Below are 20,750 nucleotides of genomic sequence, written 5' to 3'. Positions count from 1 at the left end.
GTTATTCGTTATAAGTATTTGTTTTAAGGATGCATTGGAACAACAAGATATCTGTAATTCATTGATTCATCTCCATCTGCTTCTTGTTGACCGTTAAATTCAACAGGCTTAACAGCAGACGTGATTTTAGCGTGAATAAATGGCTCACTAATAGCGCTTAATCCTTCAATCAAGTAGTTAGGATTAAAAGCAACAATAATATCTTGACCATCCATATCTATGTCAATAATTTCTTTTGCTTTAGATTCACTGTCGTTTCCAGCACTTAGAGTGAGTTCATCTTCCGCAAAAGACATGTAGATTGGAGCATCTTTTTCTGCAACAATAGCAACGCGTTTAATTGCGTTAATAAGCATTTGTCGATTAATAATTGCGTGAATAGGATACTCGTCAACAAAAAGACGATCTACAGAAGGAAATTCTCCATCAATAAGTTGAGAAGTGCTAACTCTTCCAGAATTTTCAAATCCTAGAATAGAAGGTTCTTGCTCGTTTAAGTTAATAACAACATTTTGATGTTCGTCAACAGAGCGCGAAATATCTTTAAGAATGCTTCCCTTAATAAGAGTTGAAGTATTTATATCGCTATGTTCTGGAGTCCACTTAAAAGTGGAACGAGCAAGACGATATCTGTCAGTAGCTGTAAAAGTAACAGTATCGTCTTCAAAATGAGCATGAATTCCTGTTAGAACTGGCCTATCTTCTTCTCTAGAAACTGCTACAGAAGCCTGATTTACAGCCTGAACAAAAGTAGGAGCATCTACTTGACCAAGTTTTGAAGGAATTTCTGGTAAATCTGGATATTCTCCTTCTGGCATAAGTTGCAAAGTAAATGTTGACTTTCCAGAAGTAATTGTAAGAGTTGTTTCGTTAGAAGATAAATATGTTTTTTCTGCTGGCAAAGATTTTGTTATATCTGCAAGTAGTCTGCCTAAAACGAGCACACTCCCTGCTTCATCTACACCCGCTTCAACGTGATGACGACTAGAAAGTTGATAGTTAAATGCGCAAAGCTGCAAAGTTCCGTCTTTTGCTTCTAGCTTTAAGCCAGCAAGAATAGGATTTGCTGGACGATTATCTATAACGCGAGTAGTCCAAGATAGTGCGTCTGCAAAAGAAGCGGAATTAACTTCAACTTTCATATTTCCTCATTTCAGTAAAACTGTGTTTATTCTATCTCATTGGCTAATGAAAATCTAATTTAGAAATAAGTGCTAATCGTTAATAAAAAATATTATTATTATTCAAAAATAAAGTAATAATAGTAATAAGCAATGTGGAAATGTTAACATGTGACTAGAAAAGCTTTGTTAAAGCCATTATCCACATAAGAAAAATGTGGATAACCTATGAGTAATTGTGTGCAAAAAGAGTCGAGTTATCCACATTCAAAGCTATTTTTTCATTAATCCACATTTTGAGCGGCTTTATAAACAGTTTATTCACTTTTTTAACGGCGTTTTCCACTACTTATTCGCAGGGTTTAACCACATTTGTGACTAACTATGTGGATAACTTTTTTTATTTTAATTAACAGAGTTGTATAGATTTGTGTAAAACTACTTTTTATTCGTAGGATTTTGCTTTAATCGAACAGTTAATTCCATAACATAGTTATAGATTTCCTGCTTTTCTTGCATCTCTCCGCTAATGCGCGTATAAGCATGCATAACAGTCGTGTGATCGCGGCCGCCAAAGACTTCGCCAATATCAACAAGACTCATACTTGTCATTTCTCTAGCTAAATACATTGCAATTTGACGTGCCAAAGCAACATTCTTAGTTCTAGATCTGCCAACAATCTCGTCAAAAGTCATATGGAAGTACTTAGCAACTTGACCAATAATATCTGTTGGACGAATTTCAATATCGGAAGCAAAGAAGTCTTGTAAAGCTTGTTCTGCCAAGGCTTTGCTCACAGGTTGATTACTTAAAGATGCAACGGCTGTAACTCTAGTTAAAGCACCTTCAAGCTCACGGATATTCTCTGTAAAACGCTCCGCAATAAGGTCTAGAACATCGCTAGGGACGTTAGAATTATTCATTAATGCCATCATTCTTAGAATGGCTATTCGGGTTTCTAAATCAGGCGGCTTAATATCAACAGTTAAGCCAGACTCAAATCTAGAAATAAGTCTTGATTCAAATCCTCTAAGATTTTTAGGAGCAACATCAGAAGCAATAACAATTCTTTTACTTGCTTGATAAAGAGCATTAAAAGTATGGAAGAATTGTTCCAGAGTTGCTTCTTTTCCTCCCAAAAACTGAATGTCATCGATTAAAAGAACATCAACTTCGCGGAAGCGCCTATTAAAATTAGCGATTTGACCCTGATTTTGACTTGTGTTTTGTAAAGCCTCAATAAATTCGTTAGTAAATTCCTCGCTTGTAATATAACGAACCTTAAGTGAAGAATCCTTAACAAGAGCATAATTGCCAATAGCATTAAGCAAATGTGTTTTACCTAAACCAGATCCGCCGTAAATACATAAAGGATTAAAGTCTTTTCCAGAGCCTTCTGCAACAGCTAAAGCAACTGTGCGCGCAAAACGATTAGAATCTCCAGGAACAAAAGTATCAAAAGTTGCGCAAGTATTTAAGTGAGTAACGGGATCCCTTTTTATTGAAGAAGGAATTTTTGCTTGCGGATTATTAATACCAGAATTAATACCAGAAACATCTAAACCAGTGTTTTGCATGGTATTTAAGCCGGTTGCGTAGTCAAAATCTTTTTGAATAGGAGTATTGCTAGATGAACCAACATTTTCAACGCTATTAGTGTTTACAAGATTGTTAGTATTTTCAACAGATTGTGCGCCAAAATTTGATTTTACGTTCTCTAAAGAGTTGCTTTTAGAAGAAGATAAGTCTGAATTAACGTTTGTATTTTCTTCTAAAGATGTTGAAAATACTCGGGAAGTCTCGTTTACATTTTGATTAAGATTGCTTAAATCGGAAGTGCTGTTAGTGGCATTGATGTTAGCGGCTGCACTGTTAGTTGAAGTATTGTTATTTTCTGATTGAGAAACAATCTTAAATGCTGGAAACATATCTTTTCCAGTACAAATTTTTAATGATGTAAGAAGAGCTGAACTAAGCTCATTTTGCAAAGCTTGCTGTGTTTCTATATTAGAGACGCAAAGAACAATAGTAGTTCCAAAAATAGATTCAGGTTTTACGCTTTCAAACCAGCTTTTATCGCGGTTGCTTAAAAGGGCATTATGACGCAATACTGCAAGGGTATTTGACCACACAATAGTGGCTTGCGCATTTGGATCGCTAAAAGAATCCGTCATGCTACACCCCCATAAACTTGCAGAAACATTTATTTGATTCTTTACGCTTAGACAAAACAGATATGCAAAACAGAGATACATATCCATTCGCGCGCGTAAAGAGTGCTAGTAGAATATGTTTACTCCGACCCTAAGAAGTTATCCACAGCCTCGCGTGTTGAAAATACTTAATTGTGAATAACATGTGTGTAATTTGTGGATAAGATAAAAGCTTTTAATCCACATTTTTCAAGGCTTTTACAAGTTGTTTGATTTAGTGAAAATGGTACAGAAAATTTTACGGTGTTGAAAAATTTGACTTATTAAAGCGTACTTATAAACACGTTTAATCAAAAGTTTTTTGACTATTGGTGAGGGGTAATAGTAATTTAGTATAGCTTGACTCATACGGAGCCGTGCTTTTGCATGGCTAAATACAGGAGCGTTAGTTATGAAGAGGACATTCCAGCCTAACAACCGTCGTCGTCACATGAAGCACGGCTTCCGCGTTCGCATGCGTACGCGTGCTGGCCGCGCAGTGATTAATCGTCGTCGCGCCAAGGGCCGTAAGACACTATCTGCCTGAGATGGGGCGCGTCGTAAAGCATGGATAGGCTGAAAAGCCATCGCGATTTTGTTGCGGTGCTCAAAAAACGACGCAAGGTGTGTTCACGGGATATCGTCGCGCATTACAACATGCGTGGCGGTATAGCCGTGTTAAACGCGCTTAACGAAGGCGAAAAAACAAGTCTGAATCAGATTGCCACGGGTCGTGATGGTAATACACCCGCGGCATTTTGTGGTACCTTAAATCAGCCTCAACAAAATGAAGCTGACTTAAGGCTAGGGCTTGCTGTATCTAAAAGCGTAGGAAAAGCTGTTATTAGAAATAAAGTAAAAAGACGCTTTAGAGTAATAGCAAAACAGCATCAATCGTTACTTCCAAATGGTTGTGACGTAGTTCTAAGAGCTAAATCTACTGCTGCTAGTGCATCGTTTGAATCATTAAATGAGCAGGTTAAAAAGATTTTTGAGAAAATAACCAAAATTGTTCAAAATCAAAGCCAGCAAATAGCGCAAGAAGAACACCAAGAATGCCAACTAAATCAACCATCAGAATCGTTGAAAATCGGCGAAAACAACAATAAGTTGGTTTAAGGAATAGTGATACAGCTATGAATAGCAGAAAAAGTGTTGTAGCGAATTTGATTATAAAAGCGATTCGCTGGTATCAACGCGCGATTTCTGCTAATAGACCAGCTTGCTGCCGATACTACCCAACTTGCTCAAGGTATGCTATTGAAGCAATTAGCCGCTATGGAGCGTTTAAGGGCGGTATCCTAGCTGCTTTGCGACTATTGCGCTGTAGACCATGGACCAGCTGCAGTATTGACGATGTACCACGCAAATATTCAATTTTTTATCGTTGCGCTTGGTCCAAAGCGCATGAAGAGCCACGGTTAACTCCCTTGGCTGATCAAGACAAGGAAAACTAATGTTTAATCAAGACCACTTTTTACTTGATAATGGAATTTGGGGATGGTTCTATAAAATCCTTACGCCAGTTGAGTGGCTTATGACTCAAGTAATGGCGCTTTTCCACAAGCTATTTGTTCTTATTGGAATGAATGAAATTGGATTCTCCTGGGTTCTTTCAATCGTCTTTCTTGTGCTTGTTGTGCACGCGTGCATATTCCCTGCCTTTATAAAAAGCATTAAAGGTATGCGCAATATGCAAGCGATCGCTCCTAAAATGAAGAAAATACAGCAAAAGTATAAGGGTAAAAACGATTCTTCTAGCAAAGAAGCCATGCAGCGAGAAATGATGAAGCTGTATCAGGAGAATAACGCAAATCCTGCTGGAAGCTGCTTGCCAATGATGATTCAAGGCCCAGCATTTATGAGTATTTGGTATACGCTTTCTGTTATTCCATTTATTGCTAGAGGAAAGCATGCTGCTCTTGGTGCTTTTGATGTTGCTACAGCACAGCAATTCGTTAAAACGCATGTGTTTGGTGTTGGTGTTTCCGACACGTTTATGACGGTTCAAGCAGGCGGAAAAGTCGTTATTGTAATCTTTGTTATTTTGATGTGTGCTGCAATGTGGTACATGCAATTTAACAATATTCGTAAGAATCTCCCGCCAGAATCGAAGCAGGGTCCCCAGTATACGATGCAAAAACTTATGATGTGGGGATTCCCATTAATCTACGTTTTCTCTGCATTTGCTCTTCCATTTGCAATGCTTGTTTATTGGCTTGTAAACAACATTATGAATATGCTTCGCTCTATTTGGCAGGTGTACGCTTTCCCAACTCCTGGCTCTCCTGCAGCCGAGGAAAAAGAAAAGCGCGATTACAAAAAAGAATCCGAGCGCAGAAAGCGCGAAGGTTTGCCTTCTATTGAAGAAGAAAAGCTTCAACAGGCTCGAGAAGAAGCTAAGCGCAGAGAATCAGAAGGATTCCAACGTAAGCAGCCTAATCGCAAGCGAAAAACAAGTAAATAATGTAAAAACAAGGTAAATGTGAATTTATTTATTAGATTTATTAAAATTATTAAAATAATTTATAAATTTGGATTTATCTTCAGTTAAACTGTACACAGAATTGTGATTCTTGACATTTATTGAAATTAAGGAGTATGTAAATGGCACAAGACGAGACCAGGAGCATTGACCAGCTCAATGAGGAAGCTGATATAGCTGCCGATTACTTAGAAGGACTTTTAGATATTGCCGACTACGAAGGCGATATTGAAATGGGCGTTCGCAACAATAGGCCAATGATTCAAATTGTTGCGGATGATGATTCCGACATTAAGCATTTGATTGGTAGAGATGGAGAGGTTGTTGATGCTTTGCAACAATTGAGCCGTCTAGCTGTTCAGCAAAAAACTGGTGAAAGATCGCACTTAATTGTAGACGTTGATGGGTTCCTTAAGCGTAAGCGTCAACATTTGCGAGATATTGCGTTGGATGCTGTTGATGAAGTTCGCGAGACTGGTGATTCTGTTGATTTGAAGCCAATGAATTCGTTTGAGCGTAAAGTTATTCACGATACAGTTAGAGAAGAAGGTTTAAGGTCTAGGTCTCATGGAGAAGAACCACACCGCTACGTTACTGTTTATATGCCTGCAAGTGCCATTGAAGACGATGATTTAGATGAAGATGTGGATGTAGACATGGATGATGTAGACGTAGAGTTGGACGAAGAATATACAGAGTAGCAATTAGCTTAAACAAAAAGTAACACAATAGAACAAAAATGTTTTGTTGTGTTATTTTTTGTTTGAAGGGCTGATTTGCGGAAAAGATTTTAGATATGGAACAGGCTGACAATTTACAAAACAATGTAGATGAAAACAATGTAGATGAATTAGATAACTCCCCTTTGTTGAGCGAAGTCTTAGGCAATGCTCTTGATAAATGTAAGATGTTTCACGTGAAACTTAAGGAAGAGGGATTGGTTCGCGGCCTTGTTGGCCCAAGGGATATGAATATTCTTTGGGAAAGGCATATTCTAAATTCGGCCGCAGTTGTTCCATTTGTTAAAAAAGCAGTTGAAAAGTCAAATAAAAAATCCATCGCAGATGTTGGGAGCGGCGGAGGTTTTCCAGGAATTGTTGTTGCTGCTTGTTTGTCAGATTGCAAAGTAACATTAATTGAACCAATGGAAAGACGAGTTCTTTGGTTAAAAGAATGCGTAGATGTTATGGACTTAAAAAATGTTACAGTTTTTCATGGAAGATCAGACGAAGTTATTGCTAAAGTTAAGTCTCACGAAATTCCAGCCTTTGACGTAGTTACATGTAGAGCTGTTGCGCCTATGACAAAATTGGCCGGCTGGACCATTCCGCTATTAGGGAAGAATGGTCAGCTAATCGCGTTAAAAGGAAAATCTGCACAAGCGGAGATTGATAAGGCTGAAAAGATGATTAAAAAAGTAAAAGGGTTAAATCCTAGAGTAGTTGATACCCCTGTTGCTAAAGGCCTTCAATCAACAAGTGTTGTAATAATTGATAAAGGCTGATGATAAAGGCTGATGATAAAGGCTGATTTAAGTTTTGTGATTTAGTTCTGTGCTTTTATGCGCAATTATTTTGTTGTGTTAACTTTCATTGAATGTTTCACGTGAAACTGAATAAAGATGTTATATGTTTCACGTGAAACGGTGTGTTTTTATAATATTTTTGTAGTATTTTCTGCAATTTTTATGGTGTTTTATGTCCATAGAAGAAAGGAAACTTGAAAATACTACGGTTAAATTGGTTAAGTTTGGTAATTTCCCATAGGTGGGCGGGGTGGTGTGAATGGTGGAATCAGCAGAAGATACAATTAAACGTATTTTTGGGGATTCTGGATCTTCCTTGGGCAGTGAGTTGGCAGATATAACCAGTCGCTTCCACGCTATTGATGGCGTTGTATTCCCTAAACCGAAGACTACACGTTTTATTGCGGTTGCGAATCAAAAGGGCGGAGTTGGAAAAACCAGTTCCGCTGTGAATTTGTCGGCAGCGATGGCTGTTGGCGGCTCGAAAGTTTTATTGATTGATATGGATCCGCAAGGTAATGCTTCTACGGCAATGAATATACCACATTCTTCCGCAGATCCTTCTATTTATGATGTTATTGAAGGAAGAAAGACTATTGCCGATGTTAAACAAGAATGCCCAGATATTGCAGGGCTAGATGTTGTTCCAGCTTCGATTGAGTTAAGTGGTGCTGAATTAGAAGTTGCTCAAATGGAAGATAGGAATAATCTTCTTAAGAACGCGATTGATGAGTTTTTAAGCTCTAGCAGCGAACATTACGATTATGTTTTTATTGATTGCCCACCTTCTCTCGGTCTTTTAGTAATTAATGCAATGTGTGCTGTGCACGAGATGCTAATTCCGATTCAAGCGGAATACTATGCTCTTGAAGGCTTAGGTCAGTTGATTAGAACAATTGGTTTGGTTCAAAAGCACTATAATCCTGCGCTTGTTGTTTCTACAATGCTTGTAACAATGTTTGATAAGCGAACTCTTCTTGGTAGGGAAGTTTTTCAAGAAGTTAAAAATCATTATCCAAATATTGTTCTTAATACCACTATTCCGCGAACTGTTAAGATTCCAGAAGCGCCAAGTTTTAATCAAAGTGTTATAACCTACGATCCGCATGGAACAGGTGCTGTGTCTTATAGAGAAGCTGCATTTGAGATAGCTAATAAGTCTGACGTAATTTTGTCTGTTATTGATTCAAAAAGAGAGGGTAATTAGTGATGAGTGCAAGTAAATCGCGTTTGGGTAAAGGATTGGGTGCATTATTCCCTGCACTTCCTGGAGAAGATAGTTTAGACGAATTTGCTAACAAAAAGATTGAAGATGTTTCACATGAAACATTAGAGAGTAATGACACTTCGAGCACTGTTTCACGTGAAACAGACAGTAAAATAGTAGATAAAAATACGCAAAAAAATGTTTCACGTGAAACCAAAGTGTTTGTCAAAAAGACCGCCAAAGTTCCTAGCGTTGATGACTCAATTTCCCCGCATTTAAGCCAAAAATTTGGGGAAAATACTTCTGTTTCACGTGAAACAGTGCCGTCAATCGCTAGCAAAAACAAGCATTCGGCAAAGCGAACTTCTATGCCGTCAATTGATGACGTTACAAGGCCAATTGACTTTTTCTTTGGTGATTCTGCTTCTAAGTCATTTGTTTCTTCAAAGCAAAAGAACGAAGATAATGATAAAAATAAAGTTGCAGAAAAAATATCGCAAGATAAGCAAACAAGTCAAACGCAAGAGCTAAAGCCTATTGAAGGTGGGTATTTAGAGTATTTAGAGCCGAGAGATATTGTTCCAAATGCTCATCAGCCGCGTACAATTTTTGACGAAGAAGAACTTCAAGAATTATCTGCTTCAATCAAAGAGGTTGGAGTTTTGCAGCCGATTGTTGTGCGAAAAATCAAGGATGTAAGTAAAGATGATTTACACAATGCTCATTATGAGTTAATAATGGGCGAGCGAAGGTGGAGAGCAACACAGTTAGCAGGTCTTAAAAAGATTCCAGCGATCGTTAGAACCACTTCGGATGAAAACATGCTTAGGGATGCGCTTTTGGAGAATTTGCACAGAGTTGCATTAAATCCGCTAGAAGAAGCTGCAGCTTATGCTCAAATGATTGATGATTTTGGACTTACGCAAATTCAGCTTTCTAAGTCCGTTTCTAAGTCTCGTCCGCAAATCGCAAACACCTTGCGACTTTTGAATTTGCCAGCCAGCGTGCAAAAGCATATTGCGTCGGGAGTGCTTTCTGCAGGTCACGCTCGTGCTCTTCTTGCATTAGCTTCTACAGAAGAAATGGAAGCTCTTGCAAAGCGCATTATTGCAGAAGGTTTATCGGTTCGCAGTACGGAAGAAATTGTTTCGATTAAAGTAGACAATGGAGACGATTCTTCTAGAAGAACTAGAGTTAAAAGAAACAACAAGTGGGCATCTTCGCCAATTAGAAAGCAGATTGAAGATAGATTCTCCACAAAAGTTGCCATTAAGGGAAGCGAAAATCACGGAAGAATCGAAATCGTATTTTCTTCTCCAGAAGAACTGCATCGAATAGTCAATATTTTAGTAGATAAAAAAGACTAATAATAAACCCCCAATAAGCTGTTAATACAACTATTGGGGGTTATTGTTTCACGTGGAACAAAAAATTATTGTTCGTTCAAATCAGTCAAATCAGTCAAATCAGTCAAATAGGCTTGTGCATCAAGGGCTGCGCGGCAGCCCATACCAGCAGCAGATATTGCTTGCCTATACACGCTATCTACAACATCGCCAGCAGCAAAAACGCCAGGAACTGAAGTTCTAGTAGATGCTCCTTGCACAGCAATAGTGCCATCTTCGTTAAGCTCTAAAGCACCATCTAAGAAACTTGTAGATGGGGAGTGGCCGATTGCAACAAAGATTCCGCTTGCCTCAATATTTTGAGTCTCGCCAGTTTTAACATTCTTAACAGTTACAGATTGTGCATCTCCATCCACGCCGTTTACAGAGCAAACAACAGAATCTAAAACAAAATTGATTTTGCTGTTTTTGCGCGCGCGGTCAACCATAATCTTAGACGCGCGGAATGAATCACGCCTATGAATAAGCGTTACGCAAGAGCCAAAACGAGTCAAGAAAAGTGCTTCTTCGAAAGCAGAATCACCGCCGCCTACAACAACAATAGGCTTTTCCCTAAAGAAGAATCCGTCACAAGTTGCACAATAAGAAACACCGCGGCCCGAGTATTCTTGCTCTCCAGGAACGCCTAATTTGCGTACTTGTGAGCCTGTAGAGACGATTACAGCCTTAGATGTGTAAGTTACACCATCATTGGTTGTAACCGCTTTTGAATCGCCATTAAAATCTACAGAAACAACATCGTTAAGCAAGATTTGCGCGCCGAATTTTTCTGCCTGTTTTTGCATTGCTTCCATTAAGTCTGGGCCTAAAATGCCGTCTGCAAAACCTGGATAATTTTCCACTTCGGTAGTGTTCATAAGCTGGCCGCCAGGCGTTAGCGCTCCAGCAATAACTAGAGGGCTGTAACCTGCGCGCGCTAAGTACAAAGCCGAAGTGTACCCAGCAGGGCCTGAGCCAATAATAATTACGTTTTTTTGCACAGTTTTCATAAAATATTCCTAATAGTCCTAATAATTTTAATAATTTTTAGTAAATTCTAACGTAGTTTATGTATAGCCCATTCATTGGTATAGACCCTTGTGGAACCCACAAGATAAAGTCTTGCGCTGTTATAGGCTTTTTGAACTTCACATCTGTTACTCCGCTAGCGTCAAAGGTAAAGTCTGCAACTTTTTCTCCAGCGCTAGGATCGTTCTTGGAATTTGCAATCAAATACCCATGCCCGCCCGAAGAACGAATCGAAACAACAAATCTGTATGCTTCTTGAGGCTGAGTTAAGTGCATGTAGTAGCCGTAGCCGCGCTGATTGCCCGTATCTTCCAAGAATTGCTGAATATCTATAGGATAAGGCGTGTTGTTAGTAGGCATTTTAGGCGCTGGTACTTGCTTTACTTTCTTGCGCTTATTTTGCTTTTTATGCTTGTTTTTAAGGCTCTTGTTGCTCTTATTATCCTTATTCTTTTCTCCAGCCTTATTTGCATCAGATTCACTAGTACCAGCCTTATTTGGTTGCTTTTCTTTAGACGAATCGCTTTTATCTTCCGAAAGAACACCTTGGCTTCCAAAAGGCACATTTTCAACACTTTGCGAATCCCAAGAATTAGATTTTGCAAAGTTTGATGGCGCTTCATGAGAGTTAAAAAGACTATGCAAAGATATTGCAAAAACAACAACTACCAGCAATGCAACAACGCCAATAGCTAAGACTTTTGTTGAAAGTCCTCCAAAAATCTTAGCATCCGCAATATCTACATTGTTTTGATTTGAAGATTTCTTTGCTTTTAAGTCGTCTTGATGCTCGTGAGGCTGGAAGCTAGGAGGCATGGATGAGTGAGACAATAATCCAGCATTTTGGCTGCTGTAATCGCCATATTCCTCGTTTTCCAGCTCCTCTTCTCGCAATGCTCTAGCGGATTCTTCGCCAGGAGCAACAAAACGCCCATTGCTGTCTACAACGGGCACTCTTCCTGTTGATTCGGCTTCTAATGGCAAGATTTGCGGCTTAGAAAGCAACTCCGTGTGCCTTGTGTTACTGCTTAGAAGGTCTTCAAAGTCGAATCTTCTAGGCATTAGTGGCGAAGATAAGTCATCTTTTTGTGAATAATCGTTTCTAGAAGTTAGCGAGTCTAAAGCGTTTAACGCGCTTTTATTGCCATTTTCTTTTGCGTACGAGTCGTCTGTAGAATCATTGCCAATGTTTGTATTCTTGCTATTCTCGTTATTTTTATTATTTTTATTTTCGCCAGCATTATTTTCTTCGCTTGCTTGCGATTTATCGGTTGAATAGCTAGGGAAACTTGTGTATGTTGAAGACAAATTGTGGAAAATTGAATCATCAGCATCTAACTCAGTTGGCGCTAAAATATTCGCCATTTCTGCTGCAGCAATATCGTGGAAGTCGTAGTCTGTTCCAGTTGAATCGGATTCTGGTAAAGAATCAAGTTTTTTATCAGAATTATCACCATTTCTTTTTAGCAAAGCACTTAAAGCGCCAATGGTTTTGCTTGCATTTTTAAGACCAGTATTTTTAGCATTTTTGCCAAACTTGTTAGGCTTTTCGTTTTCGTTTTTTATTGATAAATCACTTGAATCCAAAATGCCAATAGATTCTTGACTTGATAATTGGTTTTCAAGCAAATCTTCGTTCTTAGATAATCCTTCTGGAAAATCAATAAGATCCTTGTCTTTGCAAGGTAAAAGTAGTGCTTTTTGAATAGAAGATTCGCTTGCATTATTGTTAAGAATAATATCTTTTTCGCTAAGTTTTTTAACAGGAGTATATGTGCCTAAGAGTGCTAGAAGTTCCCCAATAGATGCCATTGGAATAATGCTTGAATCCTTAGCAGAAGAAAGGCCTCTTTTGCAAATCATAACAAATTCGCCAGGAACACCGTCTGCAAGTCTAGAAACGTTAAAAACTGTGTTATTTTGCGTGTATCCAGTGCGCGTAAGAAGAGCATATAAAAGCGCAGAAAGCTGATGTGTTGCAATGTTTTCTACACTTTGTGGCAAGTTTTTAGACTGTTCTTCGCTTTTGTCTTGATTGTCGCTTTTGTCTTGCGAATCCTGCGAATCCCGCGCGTCTTGACTATTTTTCTTATTCTGTTTATCTTTTTTGTCTTGCGAATCCTGCTTTGTGTATTCAACAGTAACGTCTTTTAGTAGAGGGCTTATTGGCGCGCAAGCTAGCTCTACTCCATTATTTGTGATTCTTACCGTGTTTGTTGAAATAGCATAATGAGTTATTCCAGATGCAAGAAGTTTGCTAAGCGCGTTTGCTGCTTCGGCAACAATAGAGCGTATAGCTTCGTAGCTAAGTGTAGAGCTATGTGATTTTATGTAGTCGTCTACAGTTATTCCAGAATCCAACTCAGTTATAATAATTGCAACATCGTCTATGTTATGAATTTTTAGAACAGGCGTAAATTTGCGGATTCTAGAGAGTGCAAGAGTAGAAGATATAGTGTTTACTTCGGGAAGGAATCTACGGTCGCGCACAATAAAGAGCTGGCAATCTCTAGCAAGTATGCGGTCGCTAGCTTTCCATACTTGAACGCCTGCTTCTTCTCGCAAAGGTGATATTAGAGCATAGCGATTAAGTATAATATCTCCCAACTGAGGTTTCATCTACTCCCCGTCTTCCTACATGAGTAATGAATATGCGTAAATAATAAATTCCATCAATTATTTTAATTGCAGAATTTAGTAAACGCTCCTTATTTTTGCAATTATTGTTGTTTAATTATTTTGATTTAATTATTGCTCACTGTGTTGATTTATTTTCGATCTAATAATCCTAGTATGTGCATTTTTATTATTTTCACTATGATTAGTCTGTTTATTATTTAACTTGCTTTTATTGATGTTTTCAAGATTCAACAAAAATGGCAGTTTTACACCGATTCTTCTAAGAATTGGATTAATAAGACCTGCCAATTCGCTTGTTCTTAAAAGCAAAAGAGTAGATACGTAAACGATTACAAGAATAATAGTTATAATTGCGCAAACAAAAATCGCAAGCAGCCATCGATTAACACCACGAAGCTTTGGTGAATCTAAAGAAATCCACTGGTAAATAAATTCTCTAGCCAAAATTCCAACAACAATAGAAACAATCGAAGCCGCAATTACCTTTATGTGAGTAACAATAAGCTGCTTATCGTCTAAATTATTGTTAAAACGAGACCTAATCATTTTAACAAGAGCAGGGAAAGTAAGAATGTAGCTAAATGATGCAGCTGCTGCTAAAACGCTAACCCAGTAGTTTGGCGGAAGGAATTTTATGCAAGAAAACACAATAACAAGCTCTACGCAAAGTTGCGCTGCACAAAACATAAATGGATGCTTTCCGTCTTCAAAAGCGTAGAATGTACGTTGAATAATCAAATAGGCGCTAGATAATGGCAAACCAATAGAAAGCATCATAAGCGGATCCGCCATTAAGTATGCTTCTTTTATGCTAATTGAAGGCAAAAGAGCCAAAGAGATAGGCATTGGAATAACAATAAAAGCAACGCTAAAGAAGCACATTAAAATGCTAACGCTTCTAATGCAAGAGCTTAAATCTGCGCGAACTGTAGATAAATCGTGTTGTGCAATCGACTTGGAGATCTTTGGAAAAACAGCGGTTGCAACCGATACAGCTATAAGCGAATATGGCAGAATAAACATTGTGTATGCGTTTTGAAAAGTGGCGTTTCCTGCAACATCAAATTGGCTTAATCCCAATGTTTCTTCGGCTATAGAAGGTGCGCTTGTTGTTATGTGAGTTGTAGCCATTGTAGAAAGCTGACTAACAGCCACTATTGCAAAGCTCCAAGCTGCAACAGGTCCCATAGAACGCAAGCCAATGCCACTAATGCCAAAACTTGGCTTATACTTTAATCCGATTTTTTTAAGAGGAATAAACAAAACAAGTGCTTGAGCTGCAACGCCTAAAGTCCAAAAGCCTGCAGTTAAAAGCATTGTAGTGTTGTTCCAAAAATGCGCAGGCTGTCTACTTGCCTTTCCAAAAATCGCAATAAACACGCCAAATCCCGTGCAACTAACAATGTTTGCAGCAACCGAGCTCCAAGCATACATTGCAAATTTGCCTTTAGCAGCCAGAACTTGGCCGAGTACGGTATAAAGGCCGTAGAAGAATATTTGAGGCATACACCATAGCGTAAAAGCGTTTGTAAGTGCAATCATTGCTGGGTTTGATCCAACGTAAAGCCATGTTAAAACAGGTGTGGCAATCGCCATTAAAGCTGTTACGCCTAAAAGCAGAATAATAGCAAATGTTATTAGCTTATTTAGCCTATTTTTTGCATCTTGTTTTTCTAGAGTCTTAACGATTTGTGGAACAAGAACAGCATTGAAAATTCCGCCAGAAACAAGCGTATAAATAAGCTGAGGAATCATAGACCCAGCCTGGTAAGCGTTTGCTGCCAAACCAGTTGTGCCAAGGGCTGCGGCGAGCAAAATTGTTCTAATCTGGCCAGTGATTCTAGAAGCGGCTGTGCCGCTTGCCATTATAATCGAGTTGCGGCCTACTGAATTCATTCGTCTGGGTCCTTTTTACGATTAAACTGCCTGAAAAGCCCAAAAGCTCCAAGTGCAAAAGCAAATATTATAATAATCGTACCGCTTTTATCGCTGATTTGCAGCGTGCTTGTGATTGCCGTCTCTTTAGTGCTACTAAAAACGTTGTGGTTTCTATCTTCTAGAGCAAAAGTGGCTTTAACTTTGCTAGATGTTGTAGATCTAAGTGGCAAAATCACCTGGGATTCGCTATTTGCTGCGATTTTAACTGGTGTTTTTCTTCTAGTTACTATTTCCATAGAATTGGTATACGCAGTTAAATATACGCTAATCGGGTATGGGTTTGTGTTGCTGATTGTAATCGGCATGGTTGCTGTTTCGCTTACAAGAGTAACGTCTTTTGGAGGAATAATATTGATTCCAGAAATGAGCATTTTAGCCAAATCGTGAGTGCCATTTTTGGTTTGTGTCTGCGATTCGCTAGCGCTACTGTTTGATTGGTTAGCGCTATTTAACGTATTATCTAGCTCTCTTTGAGCCATTGCGTCAAAAAGTTTAATAAGATTTTCGCTCCAGATTTTGCTGTTTTGATTAATTTTTAACTTTGCGTTTTGTTTTGCAAGAGACTGAGCATCTGACTCGCATGTTTTATGGTTATTAAGCTCATTTTGATCAAGAATGCTGTTTATAAATTGGTTTACTAGCATTCTATCGGAAGCTAGTTGGCTAATCTTAGCTTTGCTTGCGATTAATGATTTTCCTTCGATTGCACTCGCCTTAGGAACTGGGCTATATCCAAGGTGTTCTTTAGTAATCGCTTTTGAGTGTGTTAAAGAATTTATATCTAGAAGACTAATCCAAGGCGATTTTTCTAGAATGCTTACAACTGATTCGATTAAAGGTATAGAAGAATCTGGGCTAAACGTTAGTAGCAAATGCCTAGGCATATAAGGCTGTTCCATCTGGTAGAAGGCGCTTTGTGCTGCAAGTCTGTTTAGAAGTCCTGCGCTAGTAGTTTCTGCTGCCGATTGAGCGCTTGTAAAATGTCCATTTATTAGCTCGTTAAGTGTTTCTTGGCAAGAAAGCACTTTTACGCTTCCCGAAGATGTTTGAACCTCGTAAACACCATTTTTTACTGCAAAACGGTTTGCTAGAGGGTCGAATCCGCTAGTGGCCACTACTGTTTTGTATCCGTTTGCGGCAGCCTTCTCTAGTGCGCGTAGAGTCCATTTTTCGCCTGTTTGAAAAGCGTAGGAATCAAGATTTAGCGGCTTTGTTGTTGAATTTTCTAATATAGATGATTTTTTGCTCCAAGAATCTGAGTCAATTCCAGCTAGTTTATAAGAAACATGATTTTCAGATTCCGCATACCTGCTTATGTTAAAACCGTTATTTTGCATAAATACGGAAGGTGTAAATGTTGGTTCACTAAATTTAAGAGTGTTTGGGTCTGCTATTGTTTGCAACTTTGGATGCTTTTGAACAAGATTTATCAAAGAAGTAATGCGCTTAATGCTGCTTTTACTAAGTCTGATTTTTCTGTTAGTTGCAGAACTTGTTGTGGAGCCTGTTGTAGGGTTTGCTAAATTTTCTTGCGATTCACTAATGGCGTTAATAGAAGGAGAAATATTGTGCTTGCTAATGTTAAAACGCCAATCGGAAGATTTTGCGATTATTGGCATTAGTAAAGTCACATTAATTGGCGGAGTCTGAACGTTTTTAATGCCAATATTTGCTCGAGTTACAAACGATTTAACAGAATAATAATGCTTAAAATCTAAAGAAGAATACGTTATTGAAACAGGTTTTGGACCCCAATAAATAATGTTTGAAAGATTTTGACTGTTTGCATCAACGTCAATTTGCGCACTATAGGATTTTCCGCTTGCAAGCGCTGGAACACTAACTTCGCCTATTAGTTGAGGCGTTGGAATCCTAGACTCGTCTTGGCTCCATTTTTGCAAGTCGGTTCTAGACATAAAAGTGTACCAAGGGTTAAAAGTGACTTGAATTTTGCCTTCTGGAAAATCTTTAGAACTGTTGTTTTTAAGCAGAAGACTAATGTGGTATCCGCTTTTATCTGTAAGAATCGAAGTTGACTTTACGATTTTTAGCGAAATTCCTTTGGATTTTGTGTTATACAAAGAGTAGGAGCTTAAGGAAGACTGATTAGCATACGCGATTTTTGGTGCGAAGAAGAATGGGAAAGTCGCAAGCAAGAGTGCCATTAGAACTGTGGTTACGCAAAGTCTTAAAAACGCGTTTTTTTGCGACTTACGCAACTGGTTTTTTGAAAAATCAATCACATTAATCACATTAGTAACGTTAATCACGGTTTTGCCGCCTATTCGCCTTTTTAGCATACATCCATGCTATTTTTCGTTCGTTTGGGTAGCTTAAAATGTCGTTAAGGTTCTTAAAATCAACCCAAATCGCGTCTTCTGCTTCGTGATCTGGGTCTCCAAGAACAGATAATTCGCCGCTAACATACTTAAGCGCAAAGTGGTGAACAAGTTTATGCACACGCTGGCTTGTTCCAGTAAACCAGTAGTCGATAGTTGCAATTGAATCAACAACTTCGCCAAGAATACCCGTTTCTTCGCGAATCTCTCTAACTGCTGTTTGTTGCGGTGTTTCGCCTTTTTCAATATGGCCTTTTGGCAAGCACCATTCCATGTGTCCACTTCGCGAATGTCGTGCTATAACCGCGACACGCCCAAGAGAGTCAAAAACTAATCCTCCAGCGGAATATTCTCGAACAATAGGCAAATCCTGTGCGTCTAGAGAAGCAAAAGTTTTAGGGCCGTCATTAACTCTTCTTTGAGGCATTAATGCAGGAGAAGGAGCATTAATAGAAGATATTTGCTGCCTGGATTCCGTTATATTAACATGAATGTTTTCAACAGTGTAGCTGCCTGAAAAGCCCGAAATATCAACAAAAATCGACTCCTCTTCTTCGGCTTGTTGCGGTTGAATTTTGCTTTTCATTCTAGCAACATCAAGAGGAGTGACTCGGATGCTTGGAGTGTTTTGGGTATGATTATCCGAGGCTCTGGCGAGCATGCGTCTTAAGTCTTTCGGAGTAACCATACACTCCACCTTACTCAATCCGCTGTGCATTGGGGTAACGGTATGCTGGAATGTAGTTTGATTTTTGCTGAAAGGGTGTTTTTAAGCGTGTCTGTGAACTTTGAAGTTTGGCCAGAAGCCATAGAGTTGGGTAAATTATTTGCCGATCACAATTACGAGTTGGCGCTTGTTGGCGGTCCTGTGCGAGACATGCTTTTGCATAGAGTTTCGCACGATCTTGACTTTTGCACATCTGCTAAGCCAGAAGAGTTTGAGTCACTTCTTAGGTCTTGGGGTCATGACGGTTTTTGGGACATGGGTCGAAAGTTTGGCACGCTTGGAGCTTTGAAGCGCAGAAAAGACGGAACCGAAGTAAAAGTAGAGATAACAACTTACAGATGCGATGCTTATAATCCAGATTCCAGAAAGCCAGAAGTAAAATATGGCGATACTTTGGAAGGTGATCTTTCTAGACGCGATTTTACTGTAAACGCAATGGCTTTGCGCGTGCCAAGTCTAGAATTTGTGGATCCATTTGGCGGAGCAAGCGACTTATCTAAAGGTATTTTGCGAACTCCGGTAGACCCACGTCAATCTTTTGACGACGATCCTTTAAGAATGATGCGTGCTGTTCGCTTTGTTGCTCAACTTGGTTTCACTATTGAAGCAAGCACGGCTGAGGCCATTTTGAGCATGGTTTCTAGATTAGATATTGTTTCTGCGGAGCGCGTTCGCGACGAAATAACAAAGATGCTTCTTTCGGCAAATCCGCGCGCAGGAATTGAAGCAATGGTTGATTCTGGTATTGCAGATAGGGTTTTGCCAGAAATTCCTGCTTTGCGCTTAGAAATCGACGAGCATCACAGGCATAAGGATGTTTTTGAGCACACAATGATGGTTCTTGAGCGCGCAATAGCGCTTGAAACAGATGACGAAGGTGCGGTTCCTGGGCCAGATTTAACTTTGCGACTTGCTGCTCTTTTGCACGATATTGGTAAGCCGCGCACTAGAAAGTTTGAAGACGGCGGAAAAGTTAGCTTCCATCATCACGATATTGTTGGAGCTAAAATGACTAGAAAGCGCATGAAAGCTTTGCATTTTGACCATCATATTATTGACGATGTAAGCGAGCTTGTGAATTTGCATTTGCGATTCCATGGCTACGTAGACGAGCCTTGGACGGATTCTGCAGTTAGAAGGTATGTTAAGGATTCTGGCCATTTGTACGAGCGTCTAAATCGCCTAACGCGCGCAGATGCTACTACTCAAAACAAGCGCAAGTCGCTTATGTTTGAGCATGCGATGGACGAGATGGAAGATCGCGTACGCGAATTAAAAAAGCAGGAAGATTTTAACGCAATCCGTCCAGACTTGGATGGCAATGAAATCATGAATCTTCTTGGTTTGGAGCCTGGACCGATTATTGGAAAGGCATATAAGCACATGTTGGAATACAGACTAGATAATGGTCCTGTAGAGCACAGTGTTGCTGTTGAAGAGCTTAAAAAATGGTACGAAAGTCAAGCTGAATAAAGCGAATCACGCAAAGCGTCTATACAAGCTAGAATACTACTGAATAGGCTTGTGGTTTGCAGCTTTTGGAAGATTCTTAATTGTGTTATACGCTGCGCAGCCTCTAATCTCGTTAATCGTAGCTCCAGCAGCAGGAACGTCGGTTTTAGGACGAAGATTGCTAAAAGTGGTTCCTAAAACAATGTCAATAAGCTTATCTTGACGGTCGTCCATGCGCAAAATAGCGTCCTTAAAATTGGCAACTAGTGTATAAGCTTCGTTAATCGACTGTTTTCCAAAATAGATTGTTGTGCGCTTAACGCGTGTTTCGCTATTTCCAACTTCGATTAAGTTAAAACCGCGATTTCTAAGGCCTTCCCCGACTGCTCGCGCGAATCCGCGGAATTTTGTTCCATTTAGAACGCGTATAGAAACAGCACGATTATCTATATAAGACGCTTTATTTTCGTCTTTGTTTTTTACAGCACAAGGCGCTTGAACGCCATAGTTTGGGTCGACTTCTGGAGTTCTAGGAGCACCAATTCCAAAAAGATGAGATTGCACAATAAGAGCTAAAACAAAGGCAATTGCAACTCCGATTGCAACAGACGATAGCACAAATCGTTTTCTTTGATACATGAACTCTCTTCGGGCTAGTCGCTCGTCGTAAAACTGCGTCATGCTAACTTCCGATCTGTGCTGTGTGCTT

The 20,750-nt window shown here is 39.2% G+C and carries 17 protein-coding genes; 9 read left to right on the top strand and 8 right to left on the bottom strand.

Annotated features, from left to right (window positions below):
- Window positions 1-23: 23 nt before the first annotated feature.
- Both dnaN and dnaA read right to left on the bottom strand, forming a co-directional pair.
- Complete coding sequence (gene dnaN, locus HXT45_RS00795) at window positions 24-1,142, bottom strand: DNA polymerase III subunit beta (RefSeq protein WP_004131176.1); 1,119 nt, start codon at window positions 1,140-1,142, stop codon at window positions 24-26.
- A 417-nt stretch (window positions 1,143-1,559) separates the two neighbouring features.
- Window positions 1,560-3,296 carry a chromosomal replication initiator protein DnaA gene (gene dnaA, locus HXT45_RS00790; RefSeq protein ID WP_004131174.1) on the bottom strand — a complete coding sequence of 579 codons (1,737 nt, stop codon included), beginning with the start codon at window positions 3,294-3,296 and terminating at the stop codon, window positions 1,560-1,562.
- Between the two features lie 430 nt (window positions 3,297-3,726).
- On the opposite strand from dnaA, the gene rpmH reads away from it, so the two are divergent.
- From rpmH to HXT45_RS00750, 8 genes are all read left to right on the top strand, one after another.
- Window positions 3,727-3,861 carry a 50S ribosomal protein L34 gene (rpmH, locus tag HXT45_RS00785; protein ID WP_004114029.1) on the top strand — a complete coding sequence of 45 codons (135 nt, stop codon included), beginning with the start codon at window positions 3,727-3,729 and terminating at the stop codon, window positions 3,859-3,861.
- A 20-nt stretch (window positions 3,862-3,881) separates the two neighbouring features.
- Window positions 3,882-4,433 carry a ribonuclease P protein component gene (gene rnpA / locus HXT45_RS00780; RefSeq protein ID WP_004131172.1) on the top strand — a complete coding sequence of 184 codons (552 nt, stop codon included), beginning with the start codon at window positions 3,882-3,884 and terminating at the stop codon, window positions 4,431-4,433.
- A 17-nt stretch (window positions 4,434-4,450) separates the two neighbouring features.
- Window positions 4,451-4,771, top strand: a complete 321-nt coding sequence (yidD, locus tag HXT45_RS00775) for a membrane protein insertion efficiency factor YidD (protein ID WP_004131171.1) — start codon at window positions 4,451-4,453, stop codon at window positions 4,769-4,771.
- Complete coding sequence (gene yidC / locus HXT45_RS00770) at window positions 4,771-5,781, top strand: membrane protein insertase YidC (RefSeq protein ID WP_116689879.1); 1,011 nt, start codon at window positions 4,771-4,773, stop codon at window positions 5,779-5,781. The genes yidD and yidC overlap by 1 nt, the downstream gene beginning before the upstream one ends.
- A 140-nt stretch (window positions 5,782-5,921) precedes the next feature.
- Window positions 5,922-6,500: a protein jag gene (locus HXT45_RS00765; RefSeq protein ID WP_016635500.1), complete on the top strand. Its 579-nt coding sequence runs from the start codon at window positions 5,922-5,924 to the stop codon at window positions 6,498-6,500.
- Window positions 6,501-6,595: 95 nt separating this feature from the next.
- A complete protein-coding gene (rsmG, locus tag HXT45_RS00760; RefSeq protein ID WP_421781869.1) occupies window positions 6,596-7,303 on the top strand; it encodes a 16S rRNA (guanine(527)-N(7))-methyltransferase RsmG in 708 nt (235 codons plus the stop codon).
- Between the two features lie 280 nt (window positions 7,304-7,583).
- Window positions 7,584-8,531 (top strand): ParA family protein, encoded by a 948-nt coding sequence (locus HXT45_RS00755; protein WP_004131167.1) that lies wholly within the window; start codon window positions 7,584-7,586, stop codon window positions 8,529-8,531.
- A gap of 2 nt (window positions 8,532-8,533) precedes the next feature.
- Window positions 8,534-9,898 (top strand): ParB/RepB/Spo0J family partition protein, encoded by a 1,365-nt coding sequence (locus HXT45_RS00750; protein ID WP_116689881.1) that lies wholly within the window; start codon window positions 8,534-8,536, stop codon window positions 9,896-9,898.
- 65 nt (window positions 9,899-9,963) lie between these two features.
- Here the strand turns inward: HXT45_RS00750 and trxB are convergent, their stop codons facing one another.
- The 5 genes from trxB to HXT45_RS00725 form a co-directional block, all read right to left on the bottom strand.
- On the bottom strand, window positions 9,964-10,926 hold the full coding sequence (gene trxB / locus HXT45_RS00745) for a thioredoxin-disulfide reductase (protein ID WP_421781867.1): 963 nt from the start codon (window positions 10,924-10,926) through the stop codon (window positions 9,964-9,966).
- Between the two features lie 37 nt (window positions 10,927-10,963).
- Window positions 10,964-13,564, bottom strand: a complete 2,601-nt coding sequence (locus HXT45_RS00740) for a kinase (RefSeq protein WP_421781865.1) — start codon at window positions 13,562-13,564, stop codon at window positions 10,964-10,966.
- Between the two features lie 129 nt (window positions 13,565-13,693).
- Window positions 13,694-15,481, bottom strand: coding sequence for a murein biosynthesis integral membrane protein MurJ (murJ, locus tag HXT45_RS00735; protein ID WP_128813853.1), 1,788 nt, complete (start codon window positions 15,479-15,481; stop codon window positions 13,694-13,696).
- Window positions 15,478-17,823 (bottom strand): DUF6049 family protein, encoded by a 2,346-nt coding sequence (locus HXT45_RS00730; protein ID WP_115761437.1) that lies wholly within the window; start codon window positions 17,821-17,823, stop codon window positions 15,478-15,480. Before HXT45_RS00730 ends, murJ begins: the two co-directional genes overlap by 4 nt.
- On the bottom strand, window positions 17,786-18,550 hold the full coding sequence (locus tag HXT45_RS00725; protein WP_032815375.1) for an NUDIX hydrolase: 765 nt from the start codon (window positions 18,548-18,550) through the stop codon (window positions 17,786-17,788). The genes HXT45_RS00730 and HXT45_RS00725 overlap by 38 nt, the downstream gene beginning before the upstream one ends.
- Before the next feature lie 42 nt (window positions 18,551-18,592).
- On the opposite strand from HXT45_RS00725, the gene HXT45_RS00720 reads away from it, so the two are divergent.
- Window positions 18,593-20,062 carry a CCA tRNA nucleotidyltransferase gene (locus tag HXT45_RS00720; protein ID WP_421781862.1) on the top strand — a complete coding sequence of 490 codons (1,470 nt, stop codon included), beginning with the start codon at window positions 18,593-18,595 and terminating at the stop codon, window positions 20,060-20,062.
- 36 nt (window positions 20,063-20,098) lie between these two features.
- Here the strand turns inward: HXT45_RS00720 and HXT45_RS00715 are convergent, their stop codons facing one another.
- Window positions 20,099-20,722: a LytR C-terminal domain-containing protein gene (locus HXT45_RS00715; protein WP_060785781.1), complete on the bottom strand. Its 624-nt coding sequence runs from the start codon at window positions 20,720-20,722 to the stop codon at window positions 20,099-20,101.
- Window positions 20,723-20,750 lie beyond the last annotated feature (28 nt).

The organism is Gardnerella sp. DNF01199S (assembly GCF_049244155.1).
Classification (GTDB): Bacteria; Actinomycetota; Actinomycetes; order Actinomycetales; family Bifidobacteriaceae; genus Bifidobacterium; species Bifidobacterium piotii.
This window is presented reverse-complemented; position numbering and strand designations above follow the sequence as displayed.

Excerpts from the sequence above, each read along its gene's own strand:
- dnaN (WP_004131176.1), bottom strand. The coding sequence starts at position 1,142 with ATGAAAGTTGAAGTTAATTCCGCTTCTTTTGCAGACGCACTATCTTGG.
- dnaA (WP_004131174.1), bottom strand. The coding sequence starts at position 3,296 with ATGACGGATTCTTTTAGCGATCCAAATGCGCAAGCCACTATTGTGTGG.
- rpmH (WP_004114029.1), top strand. The coding sequence starts at position 3,727 with ATGAAGAGGACATTCCAGCCTAACAACCGTCGTCGTCACATGAAGCAC.
- rnpA (WP_004131172.1), top strand. The coding sequence starts at position 3,882 with ATGGATAGGCTGAAAAGCCATCGCGATTTTGTTGCGGTGCTCAAAAAA.
- yidD (WP_004131171.1), top strand. The coding sequence starts at position 4,451 with ATGAATAGCAGAAAAAGTGTTGTAGCGAATTTGATTATAAAAGCGATT.
- yidC (WP_116689879.1), top strand. The coding sequence starts at position 4,771 with ATGTTTAATCAAGACCACTTTTTACTTGATAATGGAATTTGGGGATGG.
- HXT45_RS00765 (WP_016635500.1), top strand. The coding sequence starts at position 5,922 with ATGGCACAAGACGAGACCAGGAGCATTGACCAGCTCAATGAGGAAGCT.
- rsmG (WP_421781869.1), top strand. The coding sequence starts at position 6,596 with ATGGAACAGGCTGACAATTTACAAAACAATGTAGATGAAAACAATGTA.
- HXT45_RS00755 (WP_004131167.1), top strand. The coding sequence starts at position 7,584 with ATGGTGGAATCAGCAGAAGATACAATTAAACGTATTTTTGGGGATTCT.
- HXT45_RS00750 (WP_116689881.1), top strand. The coding sequence starts at position 8,534 with ATGAGTGCAAGTAAATCGCGTTTGGGTAAAGGATTGGGTGCATTATTC.
- trxB (WP_421781867.1), bottom strand. The coding sequence starts at position 10,926 with ATGAAAACTGTGCAAAAAAACGTAATTATTATTGGCTCAGGCCCTGCT.
- HXT45_RS00740 (WP_421781865.1), bottom strand. The coding sequence starts at position 13,564 with ATGAAACCTCAGTTGGGAGATATTATACTTAATCGCTATGCTCTAATA.
- murJ (WP_128813853.1), bottom strand. The coding sequence starts at position 15,481 with ATGAATTCAGTAGGCCGCAACTCGATTATAATGGCAAGCGGCACAGCC.
- HXT45_RS00730 (WP_115761437.1), bottom strand. The coding sequence starts at position 17,823 with ATGCTAAAAAGGCGAATAGGCGGCAAAACCGTGATTAACGTTACTAAT.
- HXT45_RS00725 (WP_032815375.1), bottom strand. The coding sequence starts at position 18,550 with ATGGTTACTCCGAAAGACTTAAGACGCATGCTCGCCAGAGCCTCGGAT.
- HXT45_RS00720 (WP_421781862.1), top strand. The coding sequence starts at position 18,593 with ATGCTGGAATGTAGTTTGATTTTTGCTGAAAGGGTGTTTTTAAGCGTG.
- HXT45_RS00715 (WP_060785781.1), bottom strand. The coding sequence starts at position 20,722 with ATGACGCAGTTTTACGACGAGCGACTAGCCCGAAGAGAGTTCATGTAT.